General features: G+C 48.2%; 11 protein-coding genes. 7 read left to right on the forward strand and 4 right to left on the reverse strand.

Features of this window, described 5'->3' with window-relative positions:
• The first annotated feature begins 26 nt into the window (after positions 1 to 26).
• The 5 genes from LKE40_01285 (at position 27) to LKE40_01305 (ending at position 4,915) form a co-directional block, all read left to right on the forward strand.
• Entirely contained in the window at positions 27 to 896 is an 870-nt protein-coding gene (locus LKE40_01285; GenBank protein MCH3916120.1) for a sugar ABC transporter permease, read from the forward strand.
• A gap of 12 nt (positions 897 to 908) precedes the next feature.
• Complete coding sequence (locus tag LKE40_01290; protein MCH3916121.1) at positions 909 to 1,733, forward strand: carbohydrate ABC transporter permease; 825 nt, start codon at positions 909 to 911, stop codon at positions 1,731 to 1,733.
• A 204-nt stretch (positions 1,734 to 1,937) separates the two neighbouring features.
• Positions 1,938 to 2,933: a dihydroorotate dehydrogenase-like protein gene (locus tag LKE40_01295; GenBank protein ID MCH3916122.1), complete on the forward strand. Its 996-nt coding sequence runs from the start codon at positions 1,938 to 1,940 to the stop codon at positions 2,931 to 2,933.
• Position 2,934: 1 nt separating this feature from the next.
• Positions 2,935 to 4,071 carry a glycerol acyltransferase gene (locus LKE40_01300; GenBank protein MCH3916123.1) on the forward strand — a complete coding sequence of 379 codons (1,137 nt, stop codon included), beginning with the start codon at positions 2,935 to 2,937 and terminating at the stop codon, positions 4,069 to 4,071.
• Positions 4,072 to 4,444: 373 nt separating this feature from the next.
• On the forward strand, positions 4,445 to 4,915 hold the full coding sequence (locus LKE40_01305; GenBank protein MCH3916124.1) for a hypothetical protein: 471 nt from the start codon (positions 4,445 to 4,447) through the stop codon (positions 4,913 to 4,915).
• Here LKE40_01305 and mutL read toward each other — a convergent pair.
• Positions 4,912 to 6,765, reverse strand: coding sequence for a DNA mismatch repair endonuclease MutL (gene mutL / locus LKE40_01310; protein MCH3916125.1), 1,854 nt, complete (start codon positions 6,763 to 6,765; stop codon positions 4,912 to 4,914). The two genes, LKE40_01305 and mutL, sit on opposite strands and share 4 nt — an antisense overlap.
• Before the next feature lie 83 nt (positions 6,766 to 6,848).
• Between mutL and metH the strand changes: the two genes are divergently transcribed.
• Entirely contained in the window at positions 6,849 to 10,394 is a 3,546-nt protein-coding gene (gene metH, locus LKE40_01315; protein MCH3916126.1) for a methionine synthase, read from the forward strand.
• A 21-nt stretch (positions 10,395 to 10,415) separates the two neighbouring features.
• Complete coding sequence (locus LKE40_01320) at positions 10,416 to 11,369, forward strand: methylenetetrahydrofolate reductase (protein MCH3916127.1); 954 nt, start codon at positions 10,416 to 10,418, stop codon at positions 11,367 to 11,369.
• Positions 11,370 to 11,453: 84 nt separating this feature from the next.
• Here the strand turns inward: LKE40_01320 and LKE40_01325 are convergent, their stop codons facing one another.
• Genes LKE40_01325 through LKE40_01335 form a run of 3 tightly spaced genes read right to left on the reverse strand, consistent with a single transcriptional unit; the run spans position 11,454 to position 16,978 of the window.
• Complete coding sequence (locus LKE40_01325) at positions 11,454 to 12,758, reverse strand: hypothetical protein (GenBank protein MCH3916128.1); 1,305 nt, start codon at positions 12,756 to 12,758, stop codon at positions 11,454 to 11,456.
• A complete protein-coding gene (locus LKE40_01330) occupies positions 12,742 to 16,743 on the reverse strand; it encodes a hypothetical protein (GenBank protein MCH3916129.1) in 4,002 nt (1,333 codons plus the stop codon). Before LKE40_01330 ends, LKE40_01325 begins: the two co-directional genes overlap by 17 nt.
• Positions 16,712 to 16,978, reverse strand: a complete 267-nt coding sequence (locus LKE40_01335; protein MCH3916130.1) for a hypothetical protein — start codon at positions 16,976 to 16,978, stop codon at positions 16,712 to 16,714. The genes LKE40_01330 and LKE40_01335 overlap by 32 nt, the downstream gene beginning before the upstream one ends.
• Between the last annotated feature and the right edge of the window lie 26 nt (positions 16,979 to 17,004).

The following is a 17,004-nucleotide window of genomic DNA, read 5'->3' on the forward strand; positions in this document are numbered from 1 at the left end:
CTATCGTTTTAAACCGGGGAATTTCAATGAATCAATCTTCTTTCAACAACAAGTACCTTCCTTATGTCCTGCTTCTGCCGACGTTTGTTGTACTTGTAATTTTTCTGTTTTATCCTGCCATAGTGACATTCTTGTTGGCTTTCTACAAGGTAAATCCTTATACGAGTGCCAGTAAGTTTGCCGGATTGTATAACTTCCGAAAACTTTTTTCCAGCAGCGGGTATCTGCATAGTTTCCTGTTGTCCCTATGGTTCAGCATCCTTGTAGTGGTCTTGGGACTCGTGGTTTCTCTTGCACTTGCGGTTTTGTTGGACCAAAACCTGAAAGGTTCGAAGATCTACAGGACACTGCTGATATGGCCGTATGCTCTGTCACCGGCTATTGCAGGAGCCTTGTTCAATTTTTTGTTCAATCCTGCAAATGGAATTGTCTGTTATTTCAGCAAACGCTACACCTGGATGACTGAGGGATCATGGGCTTTCTTTGTAGTCGTCCTTGCTGCTACTTGGAAAAACCTTGGATATAACATTGTCTTTTACCTTACAGCTTTGAGGAATGTTCCTTCTGATTCACTTGAAGCTGCAAGTATCGATGGTGCCGGAGCATGGAAGAGGTTCTTCAAGATTACCCTTGCGTATATTTCACCGACGACATTTTTCCTGCTTGTCATGAATACGACCTATGCATACTTCTCTTCCTTCGGGCTGATTGATGTGCTTACCGAAGGCGGTCCTGCAGATTCTACCAATATCCTTATTTATGAACTTTATAGAGATTTCTTTGTTAATTCAAGAATTGGATTTGCAGCGGCAGAGAGCTTAGTCATGTTTGTCTTGGTCGTCATCATTACTGTCTTCCAGTTCAGGACAACCGGGCGCAGTGTACATTATCAATAGGAGGTAAATGAAATGATCAGAAAAAAAAGGACTGTCGTCCTGTTGCATATCCTGTCTATACTGGCCGTCATATTGGTATGTCTTCCTGTGTTCCTGGCCTTAGTCATCAGTTCCCAGACAGATGTGGAGGTTTTCTCGAATCCACCCAAGCTTACGTTTTCCATGAACTGGATACCAAACTATACCACGGCATGGAATCGTGTAAACCTTGGCCGCATGCTGTTCAACTCTACTTTCATTGCTGTAGTAGTGACATTCGGAAAGCTGGTCATGAGTCTGCTTGCGGCATTTGCCTTCACGCATTTTGAATTCAAAGGTAAGCAGTTTCTGTTTTTCGTAATCATCATAACTCTGTTGCTGCCGGTTCCGGTCAGAATCGTGGCATTGTTTGATGTCGTCAAAGATTTCGGTTGGATTGACAGGTATGCCGGTCTCATTGTCCCGTTCTGGGCCAGTGCAACCGGTACATTCCTGTTCATCCAACGGTTCAGGACTGTTCCCTCGGAACTTGTCGATGCTGCAAAGATAGATGGATGCAGACCGATGCAGTATTTTTTCAAGATACTGCTTCCTCTTTGCCACAATACCATCGGGGCTCTGGTTGTCATTGAGTTCATTTATATATGGAACCAATATTTGTGGCCTTTGATGGCAACAAATTCAGATTCCATGCGTGTCGTTCAGATCGGTGTCAAGATGCTGATGAATGCAGAGAGTGCCAATAACTGGGGGGTCATCATGGCTGGTGTCATCATGACTATCCTTCCTCCTCTGCTGATTTTCTTCTTCCTGCAGGATGCTTTCATGAATGGATTTGCATTGCAGAGTGACAAATAATTTCGAAAAACATGTAATTTGAGTTGTTGGAACCGGCCCTGCCTTTTCAAAAGGAGGACCGGTTTTCTACACATTACTGGGTGCCAGATTGATTGAACTCCAACTATATTGCAACAATCTCTTTTGATTTACGCTCTTTTATGGTATTCTAAGTCAGATGAAGGTTTTGAAATTCCGTCAACAATAGATAAGGAGTTGGTACACATGGCTAACCTAAAGACATCGTATATGGGGCTGTCCCTGGACAATCCGATTGTGGCTGCTAGCAGTCCTCTTACATCAAATATCGATTCCCTCAAGCGTCTTGAAGACGCAGGGGTCGGGGCAGTGGTCCTCAAATCCATCTTTGAGGAACAGATCAGTGAAGATGCTCGCAGTACTATTGAGGCAATGGACAGTTACCTTACTGGAGCTGAGGCATACAATTTTATTTATAATTCAAGTCAGGATCATTATATAGATCAGTATCTTGAACTGGTTGAAAAGGCAAAGAAAAGTCTTTCCATTCCTGTCATCGCATCACTCAATGGAGCTGGCGACGGAAGTTGGCTCGGTGAGTATGCTTCGCGTTACATACACTGTGGAGCTGATGCCTTTGAACTCAACCACTACCTCATTGCGGCAGATGCCAAGATTGAAGGAGCCGAAATCGAACGCCAGTACATTGCTTTTGTCGAAGCTGCAAAGAAAGAGATTTCCTTGCCGATTTCTCTGAAAATCGGACCATTCTTTTCTTCACTTTCCAACATGATCCATATGTTTGACCAGATGGAACTGGATGGTATCGTACTGTTCAACAACTTCTTCAATCCTGACATTGACATTGAAGCAATCAAGATGACAGGTGGCGGTATACTTTCTGATGCCAATGATTATCTGGCAACACTTCGCTGGACTGCCTTGATGAGCGCTGAACTCGATCATCTCCAGATTTGCAGCAGCGGTGGCATACATGATGGAAAGACTCTGATCAAGATGCTTCTTGCCGGTGCTCAGGTCGTCCAGGTCTGCTCTGTCCTTCTGACTGACGGTCTGCCTTCCGTTGCAAAGATGAAAGAAGAACTTTCTTCATGGATGGACCGCCATGGCTTCTCTGAGCTGAGTGACTTCAGGGGCAAACTGGCTCAGGAACGGATGGATGACCCTTGCCAATGGGAAAGGACCCAGTACGTCAAGTCCCTGCTTGGCAAGGAGGCCTGAAATGGATCGGGAAAATTATGATGACATAGCTCCGTATACAGGTGAAAGGGCTGAGCAAGCCGTCCGGACACTTCGTGAGCATCCTCAGATACTAAGGAACTTTGCCACCATCCTTCTCGATCCCACGTTGCTGACCTATGAACAAGACGTCAATGGCTATACGCAGCAGATCATTGAAAAGTTAAAGGATACCCATTCCTATGATGATTTCCAGCGCTATATAACTTCGGGGTACTTCATTCCGTCTGTGTTGAAACGGAGTGTTACTGAATTTTCCCATAGTGGTGGTAAGGATTTGGATAAGAGTGAAAGTTATCTTTATTTTTCCAATCATAGGGATATCGTGCTCGATTGTGCCTTGTTGGACTATGCCCTCCTTGAAGATGGTCGCCAGTTATGTGAAATGGCTATAGGTGACAATCTTATCAAGAACAAGAACATAGAATTGCTTTTCAAGCTCAATGGTGCAATTACAGTAAAGAGATCATTGCCTTTGCGCGAAAAATACTTGGATTCGATCCATCTGAGCCAGTACTTTGTCAAGAAGATTACTGAAGACAGGAAATCAATCTGGGTAGCGCAGAAAAGCGGACGTTCAAAGGATGGGATTGACAAGACTGCACCGGGCATAATCAAGATGCTGTACCTGTCACAGAGACGGGCCGGTGTTTCTTTTTCTTCTCTTATACGTAATTGCAGGATCGTACCTGTTGCCGTAAGCTATGAGTATGATCCCTGTGATATCAACAAAGGAAGGGAAGAAGTCTGGAGAAATCTGAACAAAGGGGAATACAGCAAGAAAAAGTATGAGGATCTCATAAATCTGATCCGTGGTCTGCGAAAATTCAAGGGTAGGGTACATATCAGTATCGGAAAGCCCTTGGTAGAAAAAGATTACAAGGACCAATATGAGGTAACGGCAGATATTGACAGACAGATTCATCTCAATTACAAACTTTGGCCGACAAATTGTTTTGCTTATGATTTCCTTGAGAAGACCGATCGATTCAAGGATGTCTATGCTGATTTTGACAAGGATGCATTCCTTGCCAGATATGAACATTTGAAGCCGGCAGTGAGAAATTCTGTACTCAATGCCTATGCAAACCCTGTTCGCTCATATCTCAGTGCGCTGTAAGTTGCTGGGAAAGGCAGTGGCCATTCTGGCCCTGCCTCTGTTCCTTTGTGCCTGTGCAGAACATCCTCTGTCTGTGGGACAGGTGACTTTTCAACAGGCGGTTGTCAGGGAATATCCTCTTACACTCGAAAGTAATAAAAAATTAACAAAAACTACCGTAGATTCTACTAATATTACTACAGAAATATCATCAAAACAAACTGATACAATATCAGATAATAAAAAAATTACTGATGAATCTGTAAAAAATAATGATGATACTCAAAAAAACGATATCGATAATATAATAAATGATATTGTATTATACACAAACCAATATCGTTGTTTAAACCTGTATATTACTGTTGCAGACGAGAAGACAGAAATCAAACAGATGATACTTACAGGAGACAATGGATTGTCGTGGACGTTTGTGCCTTTATCATTCAAAAGCAATGGAAGTGTACTGTTCGGACGGGATTTCCTTACCGCAGGGACTGAAAGTGATTTGGCAGGGACCTATTCCCTTGAAGTACTTGGTGGTGATGGTACGACTGACAAAAAGACATTTGAAATACCTACAGAGACTGCAGACAGCGAAAATACCGTCTCTATTGCTGATGGAAAACTTGTCTTTGTGCAGAAAGTTCTCAAGGATGCCCGATATAGCTATCAGATTGACTTGTGGACAAATGGACAGGCACATGATACGCAGACAGTCCTTCCTTTCAGGGATATGAAACCTTCTGCTGCTGGCACAAGCCAATATGCAGCAATTGATATTCCTGCGGGAACCTACGACATGCTGAGTGTCACTACGGTAGATCCTGCATCATCCCTGCTGTACTGCTATCGTTTTACTTAGGTCCTTCCGACCATCTTTGCAAGTTCATCTTTCTGCAACCGTATCAGGAATGTCCTTCCATGAGGACAGCAGGGTTCTTCAAGTCTGAATACTTGTTCAACCAATTCCTTTGCACTTGTCTCTGTGATCGTTTCACCTTGCTTGATTGCACTCTTGCAGGCAATGATGGCAAACAGGCCTTTTTCGATTGCTTCCATGCTACCTGTGTTGTTCTTGATGAATTCGACTACCTGCGATTCTACCGGCCTGTACATGGTAGGAACAGCTTTCAGTTCCCATTGCTGAGGTTCCTTCCTAGCCAGTTCAATACCTAACGAAGCATAGAGATCACTATTGGTTTCCAAATAGGTATCGACATCAGGTTCGACATCAAACCCATAGGGGACAAGCAACCGCTGGGATCCCCTGTGATTGCGAATTTGGTCAAACAGGATCCTTTCATGTGCAGCATGCTGATCGATCAGATAGAGTTCATTACCTTTTTCGACTATAAGGAACAAGTTGAAAGCCTGTCCGATATATCGTAAGGATGCTGTATCATTTTCCTGCCATTTTTCTTCCGGATTTGGACTTGATTGAGTTGTCTGGCCTGTTGCCATGCCTTGGTTCTTCAGGTCCGGATGCGTTCCAGCCTGTTCGGGAACCGCTGGCTTTGCAAGAATCTGTTTTGCTTTGTCAAACCAGTCAGGATTTTTTGGCTTTTCTTCAGAAACAGCTGAAGTATGGTATCCTGGAGCATGTTCTTTTGCCGTACCATGCATGGCTGTCCATTCATGCCATGTCTTCCTTGCAGTTTCCTTGGTATCGCCTTCAAATCCAAAATCTCCCTGTAAATTCTGTTTTCCTTCTTCTATGGCAGGAATCGGGCGAATCATCTGCGTTTTTATCATCTGTGTGATGCTGTGATGTACCTCTGCCTGTATGCGTATCTTTACCTCCCGTTTTGTGGGATGTATGTTGAAATCTACAAGTTCCGGGTCGATGGTAATGAAAAGATAGCAATAGGGGAAACTACCGCCGGGCAACAGTTCGCCGTAACCGTAAGTCACTGCCTGTATCAGCGGATAGCTGTTGATCGGCCGGTTGTTCACGAATATCTTGATTTGGCTTCTGTCCGTACGTCTGACCAATGGAGAAGCAGCAATTGCCTTGAGGCTGTAACGGGGAAATGCAGCTTCCATCTCAAGGACTTCTTCTTTCTTGAAACGGTAGTCACCCGCCAAGGCATCGCAGACTCTCTGCTTTTGGTCAGCTGCTTCAAGCGTAAGCAGAAGCCGATCTTCGTTGTAGTATCTGAATGTAATCCCAGGAAAAGCCATGGCTTTCTCAACCATGACGCTCCTGCATAGGGAAGCTTCACTGCTTGGCCGTTTGAGGAATTGGCGTCTGGCAGGAATCTGACCGAACAGATCCTCGACGGTTATTCTGGTCCCATGGTCAGGGCCTCCCTTTGTTACCGGCATGACGGCCCCGTTGTCGACAATGAACGTATTGGCACCTTCTCCCTGGTAGTTGCTGCTGATCGTTATCTTGCTGACGGCAGCAATTGAATATAGTGCTTCACCCCTGAATCCCATGCTGTGTATGTGATATAAGTCATCCAAGTCAGTTATCTTGCTTGTACTATGGCTCTTGCAACATAAAGGCAGGTCTTCTCCTGCTATCCCACATCCGTCATCTATGACCGTTATTTCCTGAAGGCCACCTTCCTTGATGACCAGACTGATATTTCCTGCACCTGCATCAATCGCATTGTCGAGCAATTCCCGAGTCACTGATGCAGGTCTTTCAATGACTTCTCCTGCTGCAATTCTCTGTGCAACCAGTGGATTCAGTTGATGGATTTTCATACTCCCTACTATACCATGATTGCATAAAGATATGCAAAGGCCTGTTCCCTTTGCTGGGGTTTTTCTATATCCTGTAAAATGTGATGACAAGGACAGAATATCTCTATAAGCTGGCTTCTAAACGTGTATTGCTTCTTGACGGTGCATTTGGAACGCAATTGCAGAAACAGCATCTGGATGATGAGGCTTATGCCACTGATTGTATCGATGGTAAGGATCGTGTTGTCTATGGCCTGGGAGAGGTCCTCAATCTGACTCGGCCCGATATCATCTACGGCATACATGAATCATATCTTGACTGCGGCTGTGATATCATCACGACGAACACTTTCAATTGCAATGCACTTGTCTTGGCTGAATATGATTTGGAGGCTTATGTAGGGACCATTGCCCAGGCCGCCTGTGAAATTGCCCGCTCGGCAGCCCGGGAAGCTGAACATGAAAACGGACGGTATGTCTTCATTGCAGGAAGCATGGGACCGACTGGGAAAATGCTTTCTTTTTCTACTGACGCGGAAGATGTGACCAAGCGGGTCCCTTCCTATGATGACTTTGTCAAAGCCTATGAAGAAGAAGCTGTTGCCTTGCTTATAGGCGGATGTGATATCCTCTTGCTTGAAACAGCTTTTGATACCTTGGTCTGCAAGGCCGCTTTGGAAGGGATTCATCATGCATTTCTGACTACGGACATTGAACGGCCCATTATGGTCAGCCTGACCCTCAGTGATGAAAGCGGAAGAAGCCTCAGCGGACAGGGGCTGGCAGCATTCCATATCTCGTTGCAGGAAGAAAAACTGTTTTCCTTGGGACTCAATTGTTCCCTTGGCGCTGCAGAACTGGCTCCTTTCATCCAACAGCTTGACCAATTCAATGTTTTCTATACTTCCTTGCATCCAAATGCAGGACTCCCCGATGAAAACGGCAATTATGCCGAAAGTCCTCAGCACATGGTTGAACAACTCCTTCCCCTGCTCAAAGAGGGCAAGGTCAATGTAATCGGAGGTTGCTGTGGTACCGGGCCAGCTCATATACAGGCTTTGCATGCCGTACTTGGGCAGGCTGTTCCACGGAAACGACGTCAAAGACCTGCAAGGCTGACGTTGTGCGGATTGGACAGTTTTACGCTTCCCGATAGAATTGCCGTGGTGGGGGAACGGAACAATGTCGCAGGCTCCAAGAAATTCCGTGATATTGTCTTGGAGAGAAGATGGGAAGATGGGTTGTCCATTGCCAGGGCTCAGGTAGACAAAGGTGCAGATATACTTGATATCTGTATGGATGGACCGATGATCGACGGTGTAGCCTCGATGCGGATATTCCTTCGGTACCTTGTTTCTGACCCGAAAGTAAGCAGGGTTCCCTTTATGATTGATTCTTCCGATTTTGAAATTGTCTTGACAGCATTCAAGGAACTGCAGGGCAAATGTATTGTCAATTCAATAAGTCTGAAGGAAGGTGAGACAACTTTCCTGGAAAAAGCTGAAAAGATACATAGGGCCCAGGCTGCAATGGTGGTCATGCTCTTTGATGAAAAAGGACAGGCCGATACTTATGAACGGAAGTGCGAAGTTGCCCGCAGATCCTATGACTTGCTTGTTGCTGCCGGCATTCCTTCCGCTGATATCATCTTCGATCCGAACGTGCTTGCTGTTGCAACTGGAATTGAAGAACATGACCGTTGCGCCAAGGATTTTGTAGATGCCTTGCGTTTCATCAAGGAAAACTGCCCAGGTACAAGTTGCATCGGCGGTGTGAGCAACCTGTCATTTTCCTTCCGAGGCAACAATGCTATAAGGAAGGCCATGCATACCGTTTTTCTGGACCGTGCGTTCAAAGATGGTCTTGACCTTGCTATAATTGACCCGGGACTTGACCTCGATGTTGAGAAAGTGCCGACGCAGATTCGGTCCATAATCACTGAAGCCTTATTTGATCCTTCTCCCGAACATCGTGAAAAACTCATAACACTGGCCCTTGAACTGGGAAACAACAAGCAACGGCGTTCCGTAAGGACTGCAGAACCGGAATGGAGAAACAAGGATGTAGCTTCACGTCTGAAACATGCCTTGTTGGAAGGTTTGGACACTTTCTTGGAGACGGATGTGAAGGAACTGCTTGCACAGGTAGAAAAAGAAGGTAAATCACCTGTTTCCATCATCGAAGGTCCCCTGATGGAAGGTATGGGAGCAGTCGGAGATCTTTTTTCCCAAGGAAAACTGTTTTTGCCTCAGATCGTAAAGAGTGCCAGGACGATGAAGAAGGTCGTTGCCTACCTGCAGCCATCCATTGAATCATCCTTGGAACAGACCGGAGTGTCTGCTTCTACAGGCACTATTGTGTTTGCGACTGTAAAAGGTGATGTACACGATATCGGCAAAAACATCTGTACCCTTGTGCTTGGGTGCAATGGCTTCAGGATCATTGACCTTGGAGTAATGGTGGAAGCAGAAAAAATCGTAGAGACTGCAATAAGCCAGAAGGCCGATATCATCTGTCTGTCAGGGCTGATCACTCCTTCATTGAAAGAAATGGAGCATACGTTGGATATCTGTCGTGAACATGGATTGGAAGTCCCTGTAATTGTCGGCGGAGCAACGACCAGCGAGGCTCATACGGCTCTTCGCCTTCGTCGCCATTATCCATATGTCCTGCAGGAGAGTGATGCTTCCAGTCTGGCCCGTCTGGCATCGCAGCTGATGAGCGACCGCAAGGGAACGTTCACTACCTACGATGAGCGTTATCGCCTTTTGGTTGAAATGGCCTCAAAGAAGGACGAAAGTAATTCATCTGCTTCGGTCGGATATGCTTCATGTTTTGACAGACGTTTCATAAAGAAACAGCCTTCTGCTATACCGGCTTCACTTGGGGTGGTTACCTTGGAGGACATCACGTATGCACGGCTTGAACCTTACATCCGGTGGAATACCTTGGTCCATGACCTGCGTGTCAAACCAGGTACACCGCAGGCGGCCCAGCTCAAGGAAGACATAAAAGCACTGCGTGATGATGCTGCAATAGCAGATTTGCTTGACCACTGTACAAAAGCCTGCATGGGAATGTTCCGAGCTTCCGGTGACGGTATCTGTATAAAAGTAGGGAGTGAACAATTTTGTTTTCCACGGCAGGAAAATGCAGAGGGACAGACGCTTTGCCTGGCTGATTATTGCTGTGAAAAAGATTACATTGGCCTGTTTGCCTTGACTGCCGGACTTGGTGTTGCAGAGACCAAAAGCAAGCTTGATGAGGAAGATCCCTATAAAGGCCTGCTTCTCCAATTCCTGACGATCAGAATGGCAGAAGCCTGTTCCATGCTGCTGGAAGATGAATTTGCAAAGGTCTGGGGCAGACCGTTGATCAAACCGGCGCCAGGGTATCCCATCTGTGCTGACCATAGCGCGAAAGAGGGAATCTTCCGTTTGCTCCAAGCCGAGGAAAGGATCGGGATCCGATTGACGGAAAACTATATGATGGAACCCTTGCAAAGTATCTGTGCTTTTGTTTTCCAAGGTCCTGATGCTGCATATTTCAAAATGGGAAAGATCAGCCATGAACAGGCAGAAGTGCTATGTACCCGCAAACATTGCTCACTTGATGACCTGCAGGCCTGCGGTCTGCAGGTCATGCAATAAAGGAAGAGAGGAGAAATTGTAATGAAAGTCAGCCAGATCCTGAGCGAAGCGAAGCATACCTTGTTTACGTTTGAGATCCTACCTCCGTTGAAAGGGCATACGTTGGATGGCATTACTTCGACCGTTGACAAACTCAGGCAGTTCAATCCTGCATATTTCAATATTACCAACCATCAGATTGAAACGGTCTATGAGGAAAAGGAAGACGGCACCATCATCAGGAAGACTGTCAGGAAACGGCCGGGAACGATTGCCTTGTCTGCGGCTCTCCAATACCGATACTCCATTCCTGTTGTTCCCCATATCATCTGTGGTGGCATGAGTGCCGATGAAATTGAAAACGTACTTATTGAACTGAATTTTTTGGGCATCGAAAATGTCTTTGCACTCAGAGGTGATCCCCCGAAAGGAGAACGTCGCTTTGTACCTTGCCATGGAGGCTGGGAACATACTGACCAGCTTGTCAGACAGATACAGGCCATGAATGAAGGCAGATATCTTGATGATGAACTGAAGGATCCTGTAAAGAGCAATTTCTGTATCGGAGTTGCCGGCTATCCTGAAAAGCATTTTGAAGCAGCAAACAAGGCTATTGATATCAGGAACCTGAAGCGGAAACAGGATGCCGGGGCAGATTATATCGTGACTCAGCTTTTTTATGACAATGAAGCTTATTTTTCATTTGTCAGGGAATGCCGCGAAGAGGGGATTACGGTTCCGATAATTCCAGGGATCAAACCATTCAGCAAAAAAAGGGACCTGACGATGTTACCCCAGACCTTTTCGATAGATATTCCCTCTGAATTGTATGATGCCGTGGACAAGGCAGGAAAACCTGAAGAAATCAGACAAATCGGTATTGATTGGTCCATTAGTCAAGTACGGCAACTGATTGCTGCAAAAGTACCTGCTGTCCATTTCTATACCATGGGGTCTGTGGACAGTGTTGCAAAAGTGGTAAGAGAAAGCTTTTAGTCATTCTCTGAGATGTACACTGAGAAAAAAAGGGCTCCTGGAGGTACCGTACCTCTAGGAGTCCTTGATACTTCAGATAGCAAATCAGATACTGAAGTCAAAACGGTAGTTGCCGATCAGGCTGAACTTGTAATTTTCAGATGAACTGTCTTTATAAGCTTCTGCTTTTCCTTCAAGTCCTAGGTTACCGACAGTACCTTTGATGTACAAGCTTGTTTCAGTTTCTGTATTTATGAAATAGTCCTTGATTCCATCGTAGGATGGGGTGAATCCAGCAATTTTATCTACAACCCCTTCCTGTACAAAGCTACCACCGAAGACGATGTCCTTATATTTGAAACCAAGATCAACAGAAAGCAAGTCTGCTTTATTGGAAACAGACCAACTATCTGTAGTAAGCGGTACATAGTAACAGGTCTTGAATATGACATTTCTTGTATCGCTGGAGAACTTGACTTCCGGTATCAAAGTGCCTGAATCAGGCGCAGTAAACATATCGGATGCATCAACTTCCTTATGGAACATGTTGGTATAGATGGCATTTTGTACATCATAGACGTCATAGCTTGCTCCAAGGCTCAACTGGGTATTTTCGTAAAATGTCATGCTGAGTCTACCACCGACTACATAGTTCCTGAAGGGATTATTTTCTTCTGCATCAAAGAAATCACTATATACTACCTCAGGATAGACCGGCAGATACCCTGTTGCATCGCCTTCGAGGGCAATCTTCAAGGCTCTGTTGTCTATGAAGGTCATATCCAGTCCGACCATAGGATAAAGTTCAGTCTTTGTCGTAGCTTCAGGACCAGTGACTCTTACGGATGTACCGAAGTCAAGTCGTAGAAGATCAAGGCCTGAATATCTATAGGAACCATAGATGCCACCTACCTGAGACTTAGAAGTTGCCGATCGGTAACCAGCCAATGAAAGGTCATCAGCCATTGCAACCAATGATATGGTCGGCGTCGAATATCTTGCTATGGCGTGCAGCATCGTGTCATCGTTTCCCTGCTGGTCATAAAAGATTGATGAGTCGATTGCAGGGGCATAATGACCACGGGAGATGTCGACATCGAAAATATCGCCACGTGTCTGGTAAGTCAAATGGTCAACCAAGGAAGTTGTATAGGCTACATAATCAGAAACGGTTGAAAGTGTATCAGGCTGTACATTGAATGCTGCGGTCGGGTTTCCTAGGTCATCATAAGAAACTTGAAGCCTGAACCCGAGGGAAAATCCTTTGTAGCTGATATAAGGTTTCAACGTTGCCGTAGCAGGGAATTTCGAATTTGACATCTGGCTATCTGTTCCTGTAGCTTTTGCCGTTGCATGGATGTCAAACCCAAGATGAATACTATCATCCTCTTTCTCATTGGTGACGATCATTACCGGTGGCAGGTGCTTCAGATTCGTTTTCGTTTTTCTCCGATGGTGTTACAGCATTTTCTGTTTCAACAGCTGCCTGTTTTGTGACCGTCGCCATAGCAGGTTTACCAGAAACTGATGTTGCCTGTTCAGGCTGTTCAACGACAATTATCTGTCCTGGCACTGCAGGTACTTTTGCGCTGATGACCGGGTTTTTCAATGTCGGTACTTCAGGCGTACTCTTCACCGTCCCGATGCCAAGCCCTGCAAGATAGGACTTCACCTGGGCATCCTCCGACACCTGGGCTAACCCATATGTTTTGGCCAGCTTGCTGGAGGCCATGTCGTCCACGTCGGCCTTGCCGATGAGCGTCGGCGTGGTGGCGGCAAGCCTGCCGTCCTTCACTGTGATGTCCACCAGCGCCACGTCCTGCAGGCCTTCCCCGGTCGCCACATAGGAAGTCGTGCCTATCTGCCTGCTCGAGGCTTCCTCGGATGCTCCGTCTATGAACAGGTCGATGCCCTTCAGCTTGCTGCAGATGCCGCTGCCGTCAAGCTGCGGCGTGTCCACGTTAGACAGCACGATCACGTAGTCCGCCAGCTTCCTTGCCTCGTCCAGGTATGCCTGTGCCTTGCCGACCACCTGCTGGGAGTCGAGCTTCACCCCAAGCGCGTCGGTGACTGCGTTCGGTCCCGTCAGCCCGGTGACCAGCACCCTGTAGCCGTTGTAGTCGTAGACCTGGTAGGGCTGGAACATGAAGGAGCCGCTCTCGTCCAGCGCGTTGGCGCTGAGCACCGCAGGCCCTCCGGCCTTGCCGCTTGCAGCCGCAGTGTCCTCCAGTGCCTGGGTTCCGTAGGCGAAGTCCGCAGGTCCCGGCACCATGGCGTCGTAGCCAAGCAGCACGGCAAGCTCCTTCGCCGCCTTGCCGCTGTCCTTGTTGACCAGGTTGCTCCCGCTGAGGAAGTTGCCTGCGTCCAGCAGCAGGTTGTTGTCCGTGTAGGCCCTGCCTTCCTTCAGCAGTGAGGCAAGCTTCGCGATGTCCATGCCGCCCGCAGCCCCGCGCGTGTTGCCCGTGGCTGCCACATAGATATCGAAGTCCTTTGCAAAGGTATTGCTTTTCACTATCGGTTTGATACCGTAGGGAAGTATCTGAGCTTCAAATTTTTCCCGTTCGTCCAGAAGGTTGGAAACGGTCTGTTTTGCTTCAAATTTTTTGATTGCCATCGGTTCTCCGGCGAAAGTCGGAGCTGCCGGAACTTTTGGTACTGTTACTGTGGCTTTTCCCATCGTCGGTGCCTCAGGAGTACTTTTCACCGTCCCGATGCCAAGCCCTGCAAGATAGGACTTCACCTGGGCATCTTCCGACACCTGGGCTAACCCATATGTTTTGGCCAGCTTGCTGGAGGCCATGTCGTCCACGTCGGCCTTGCCGATGAGCGTCGGCGTGGTGGCGGCAAGCCTGCCGTCCTTCACTGCGATGTCCACCAGCGCCACGTCCTGCAGGCCTTCCCCGGTCGCCACATAGGAGGTCGACCCTATCTGCCTGCTCGAGGCTTCCTCGGATGCTCCGTCTATGAACAGGTCGATGCCCTTCAGCTTGCTGCAGATGTCGCTGCCGTCAAGCTGCGGCGTGTCCACGTTGGACAGCACGATCACATAGTCTGCCAGCTTCCTTGCCTCGTCCAGGTATGCCTGTGCCTTGTCGACCACCTGCTGGGAGTCCAGCTTCACCCCAAGCGCGTCGGTGACTGCGTTCGGTCCCGTCAGCCCGGTGACCAGCACCCTGTAGCCGTTGTAGTCGTAGACCTGGTAGGGCTGGAACATGAAGGAGCCGCTCTCGTCCAGCGCATTTGCGCTGAGTACCAAAGGTCCCCCTGCCTTGCCGCTTGCAGCCGCAGTGTCCTCCAGTGCCTGGGTCCCGTAGGCGAAGTCGGCAGATCCCGGCACCATGGCGTCGTAGCCAAGCAGCACGGCAAGCTCCTTCGCCGCCTTGCCGCTGTCCTTGTTGACCAGGCTGCTCCCGCTGAGGAAGTTGCCCGCGTCCAGCAGCAGGTTGTTGTCCGTGTAGGCCCTGCCTTCCTTCAGCAGTGAGGCAAGCTTCGCGATGTCCATGCCGCCCGCCGCCCCGCGCGTGTTGCCCGTGGCCGCCACATAGATATCGAAATCCTTTGCCGTGGTATCACTCTTTGCTATAGGCTTGATACCATAGGGGAGTGCCTCCTGTTTTGTTGCCGATTGAGTCTGAACGGCGGCACTTGGCGTATGTGTCGGTTCAGAGATTGTAGGTTCTGCAGGTACTGCTTTTTCTTTTGCAGTTGCTGTAGTTGTTTTCAGTGTCGGTGCCTCAGGCATGCTCTTCACCGTCCCGATGCCAAGCCCTGCAAGATAGGACTTCACCTGGGCATCTTCCGACACCTGGGCTAACCCATATGTTTTGGCCAGCTTGCTGGAGGCCATGTCGTCCACGTCGGCCTTGCCGATGAGCGTCGGCGTGGTGGCGGCAAGCCTGCCGTCCTTCACTGTGATGTCCACCAGCGCCACGTCCTGCAGGCCTTCCCCGGTCGCCACATAGGAGGTCGACCCTATCTGCCTGCTCGAGGCTTCCTCGGATGCTCCGTCTATGAACAGGTCGATGCCCTTCAGCTTGTTGCAGATGTCGCTGCCGTCAAGCTGCGGCGTGTCCACGTTGGACAGCACGATCACATAGTCCGCCAGCTTCCTTGCCTCGTCCAGGTATGCCTGTGCCTTGTCGACCACCTGCTGGGAGTCCAGCTTCACCCCAAGCGCGTCGGTGACTGCGTTCGGTCCCGTCAGCCCGGTGACCAGCACCCTGTAGCCGTTGTAGTCGTAGACCTGGTAGGGCTGGAACATGAAGGAACCGCTCTCGTCCAGCGCATTTGCGCTGAGTACCAAAGGTCCCCCTGACTTGCCGCTTGCAGCCGCAGTGTCCTCCAGTGCCTGGGTCCCGTAGGCGAAGTCCGCAGGTCCCGGCACCATGGCGTCGTAGCCAAGCAGCACGGCAAGCTCCTTCGCCGCCTTGCCGCTGTCCTTGTTGACCAGGCTGCTCCCGCTGAGGAAGTTGCCCGCGTCCAGCAGCAGGTTGTTGTCCGTGTAGGCCTTGCCTTCCTTCAGCAGTGAGGCAAGCTTCGCGATGTCCATGCCGCCCGTAGCCCCGCGCGTGTTGCCCGTGGCTGCCACATAGATATTGAAGTCCTTTGCCGTGGTATCACTCTTTACTATAGGCTTGATACCGTAGGGAAGTACTTCCTGTTTTGTAGCTGTGGCCGCTGTACTTTTTTGTTTTGCCGTAGTTTCTACGGGTTCAGTCTCTTGACTTGCGTTTGCTTGGGGTTTGGTTTCCGTAGAAATTGTTTCCGTTGATGATGCAGCAGTTTCAGGTGTTGGAAGCACAGTTTTTTCAGTCACCTGAGGTTGGGCTTCTTCGCTGGCAGCAGCAGGTTGTGTTGTTGCAGCTGCAACCTCTGTTTTCTCCGTTGTCTGAGGTTGGGATTCGCTGGCAACTGTTTCCATGGATGCTGTTGTTGCCTTTGAGGCAACCTGTAGGGATTCGGTCCCTGTCGTGGCAGATTGCTGTGTGCTGGCAGCAATAACACCTGTCGTTGCTGCACCTGCAACAAATGCCAAAGCTGCTCCACTGGCAGATTTTTCTTCCGAGACCGTTGCAACGGTTTCAGGCTTTGTCTGCGTAGCCTTCATAGCCGAAATATATTGCGTTGTCGGAAGGCTTGTGATGTCTTCCTCTGAAGATGCAAGGAATGCATGTTCCTTGAACTGTGTCTGTGTAATAGCTTGGGTTTGGCTTGTGTTTGCAGACATATCGACAAGTTGGAGCTTTTCTACCTGAGCCTTTCGTTTTGTAATGTCATTGTAGGAATTGATAGATCCTTGGAAGACCTGTGCACTTTCATCATCTTCTGTCGAACTTACCAGGAAAGCGCCGCTTCCTTTCATTTCATAGGATGAGACAGGTGTCTTGACAGTCACGGTACCGCTGTAGCTTTTGCTTGTCTGGATGGTAAGTACACCATCGACAAGGTAAAGTACAGGGACGATCCTGCTGGACTGACTTGACGACGAGGAGAGAATCACCTGTGAGGGTAACAGTTCCGAACGGAGTGACAAAGCTCCATCCTGCAGCACCCGATCTTACGATGGTGTCAGGTTTTAAATTTGCAATCGTAAGTGACTGAATATCCAGACGCTTTGCCCTGACTGTCATATACAGTCAACCCCTTGGCAGTATTT

It is taken from the genome of Spirochaetia bacterium (assembly GCA_022482625.1).
Classification (GTDB): Bacteria; Spirochaetota; Spirochaetia; order Sphaerochaetales; family Sphaerochaetaceae; genus Pleomorphochaeta.

Coding starts and splice junctions, on each gene's coding strand:
- LKE40_01285 (MCH3916120.1), top strand. CDS start 27: ATGAATCAATCTTCTTTCAACAACAAGTACCTTCCTTATGTCCTGCTT.
- LKE40_01305 (MCH3916124.1), top strand. CDS start 4,445: ATGATACTTACAGGAGACAATGGATTGTCGTGGACGTTTGTGCCTTTA.
- mutL (MCH3916125.1), bottom strand. CDS start 6,765: ATGAAAATCCATCAACTGAATCCACTGGTTGCACAGAGAATTGCAGCA.
- metH (MCH3916126.1), top strand. CDS start 6,849: ATGACAAGGACAGAATATCTCTATAAGCTGGCTTCTAAACGTGTATTG.
- LKE40_01335 (MCH3916130.1), bottom strand. CDS start 16,978: ATGACAGTCAGGGCAAAGCGTCTGGATATTCAGTCACTTACGATTGCA.
- LKE40_01325 (MCH3916128.1), bottom strand. CDS start 12,758: ATGATCGTCACCAATGAGAAAGAGGATGATAGTATTCATCTTGGGTTT.
- LKE40_01300 (MCH3916123.1), top strand. CDS start 2,935: ATGGATCGGGAAAATTATGATGACATAGCTCCGTATACAGGTGAAAGG.
- LKE40_01290 (MCH3916121.1), top strand. CDS start 909: ATGATCAGAAAAAAAAGGACTGTCGTCCTGTTGCATATCCTGTCTATA.
- LKE40_01320 (MCH3916127.1), top strand. CDS start 10,416: ATGAAAGTCAGCCAGATCCTGAGCGAAGCGAAGCATACCTTGTTTACG.
- LKE40_01295 (MCH3916122.1), top strand. CDS start 1,938: ATGGCTAACCTAAAGACATCGTATATGGGGCTGTCCCTGGACAATCCG.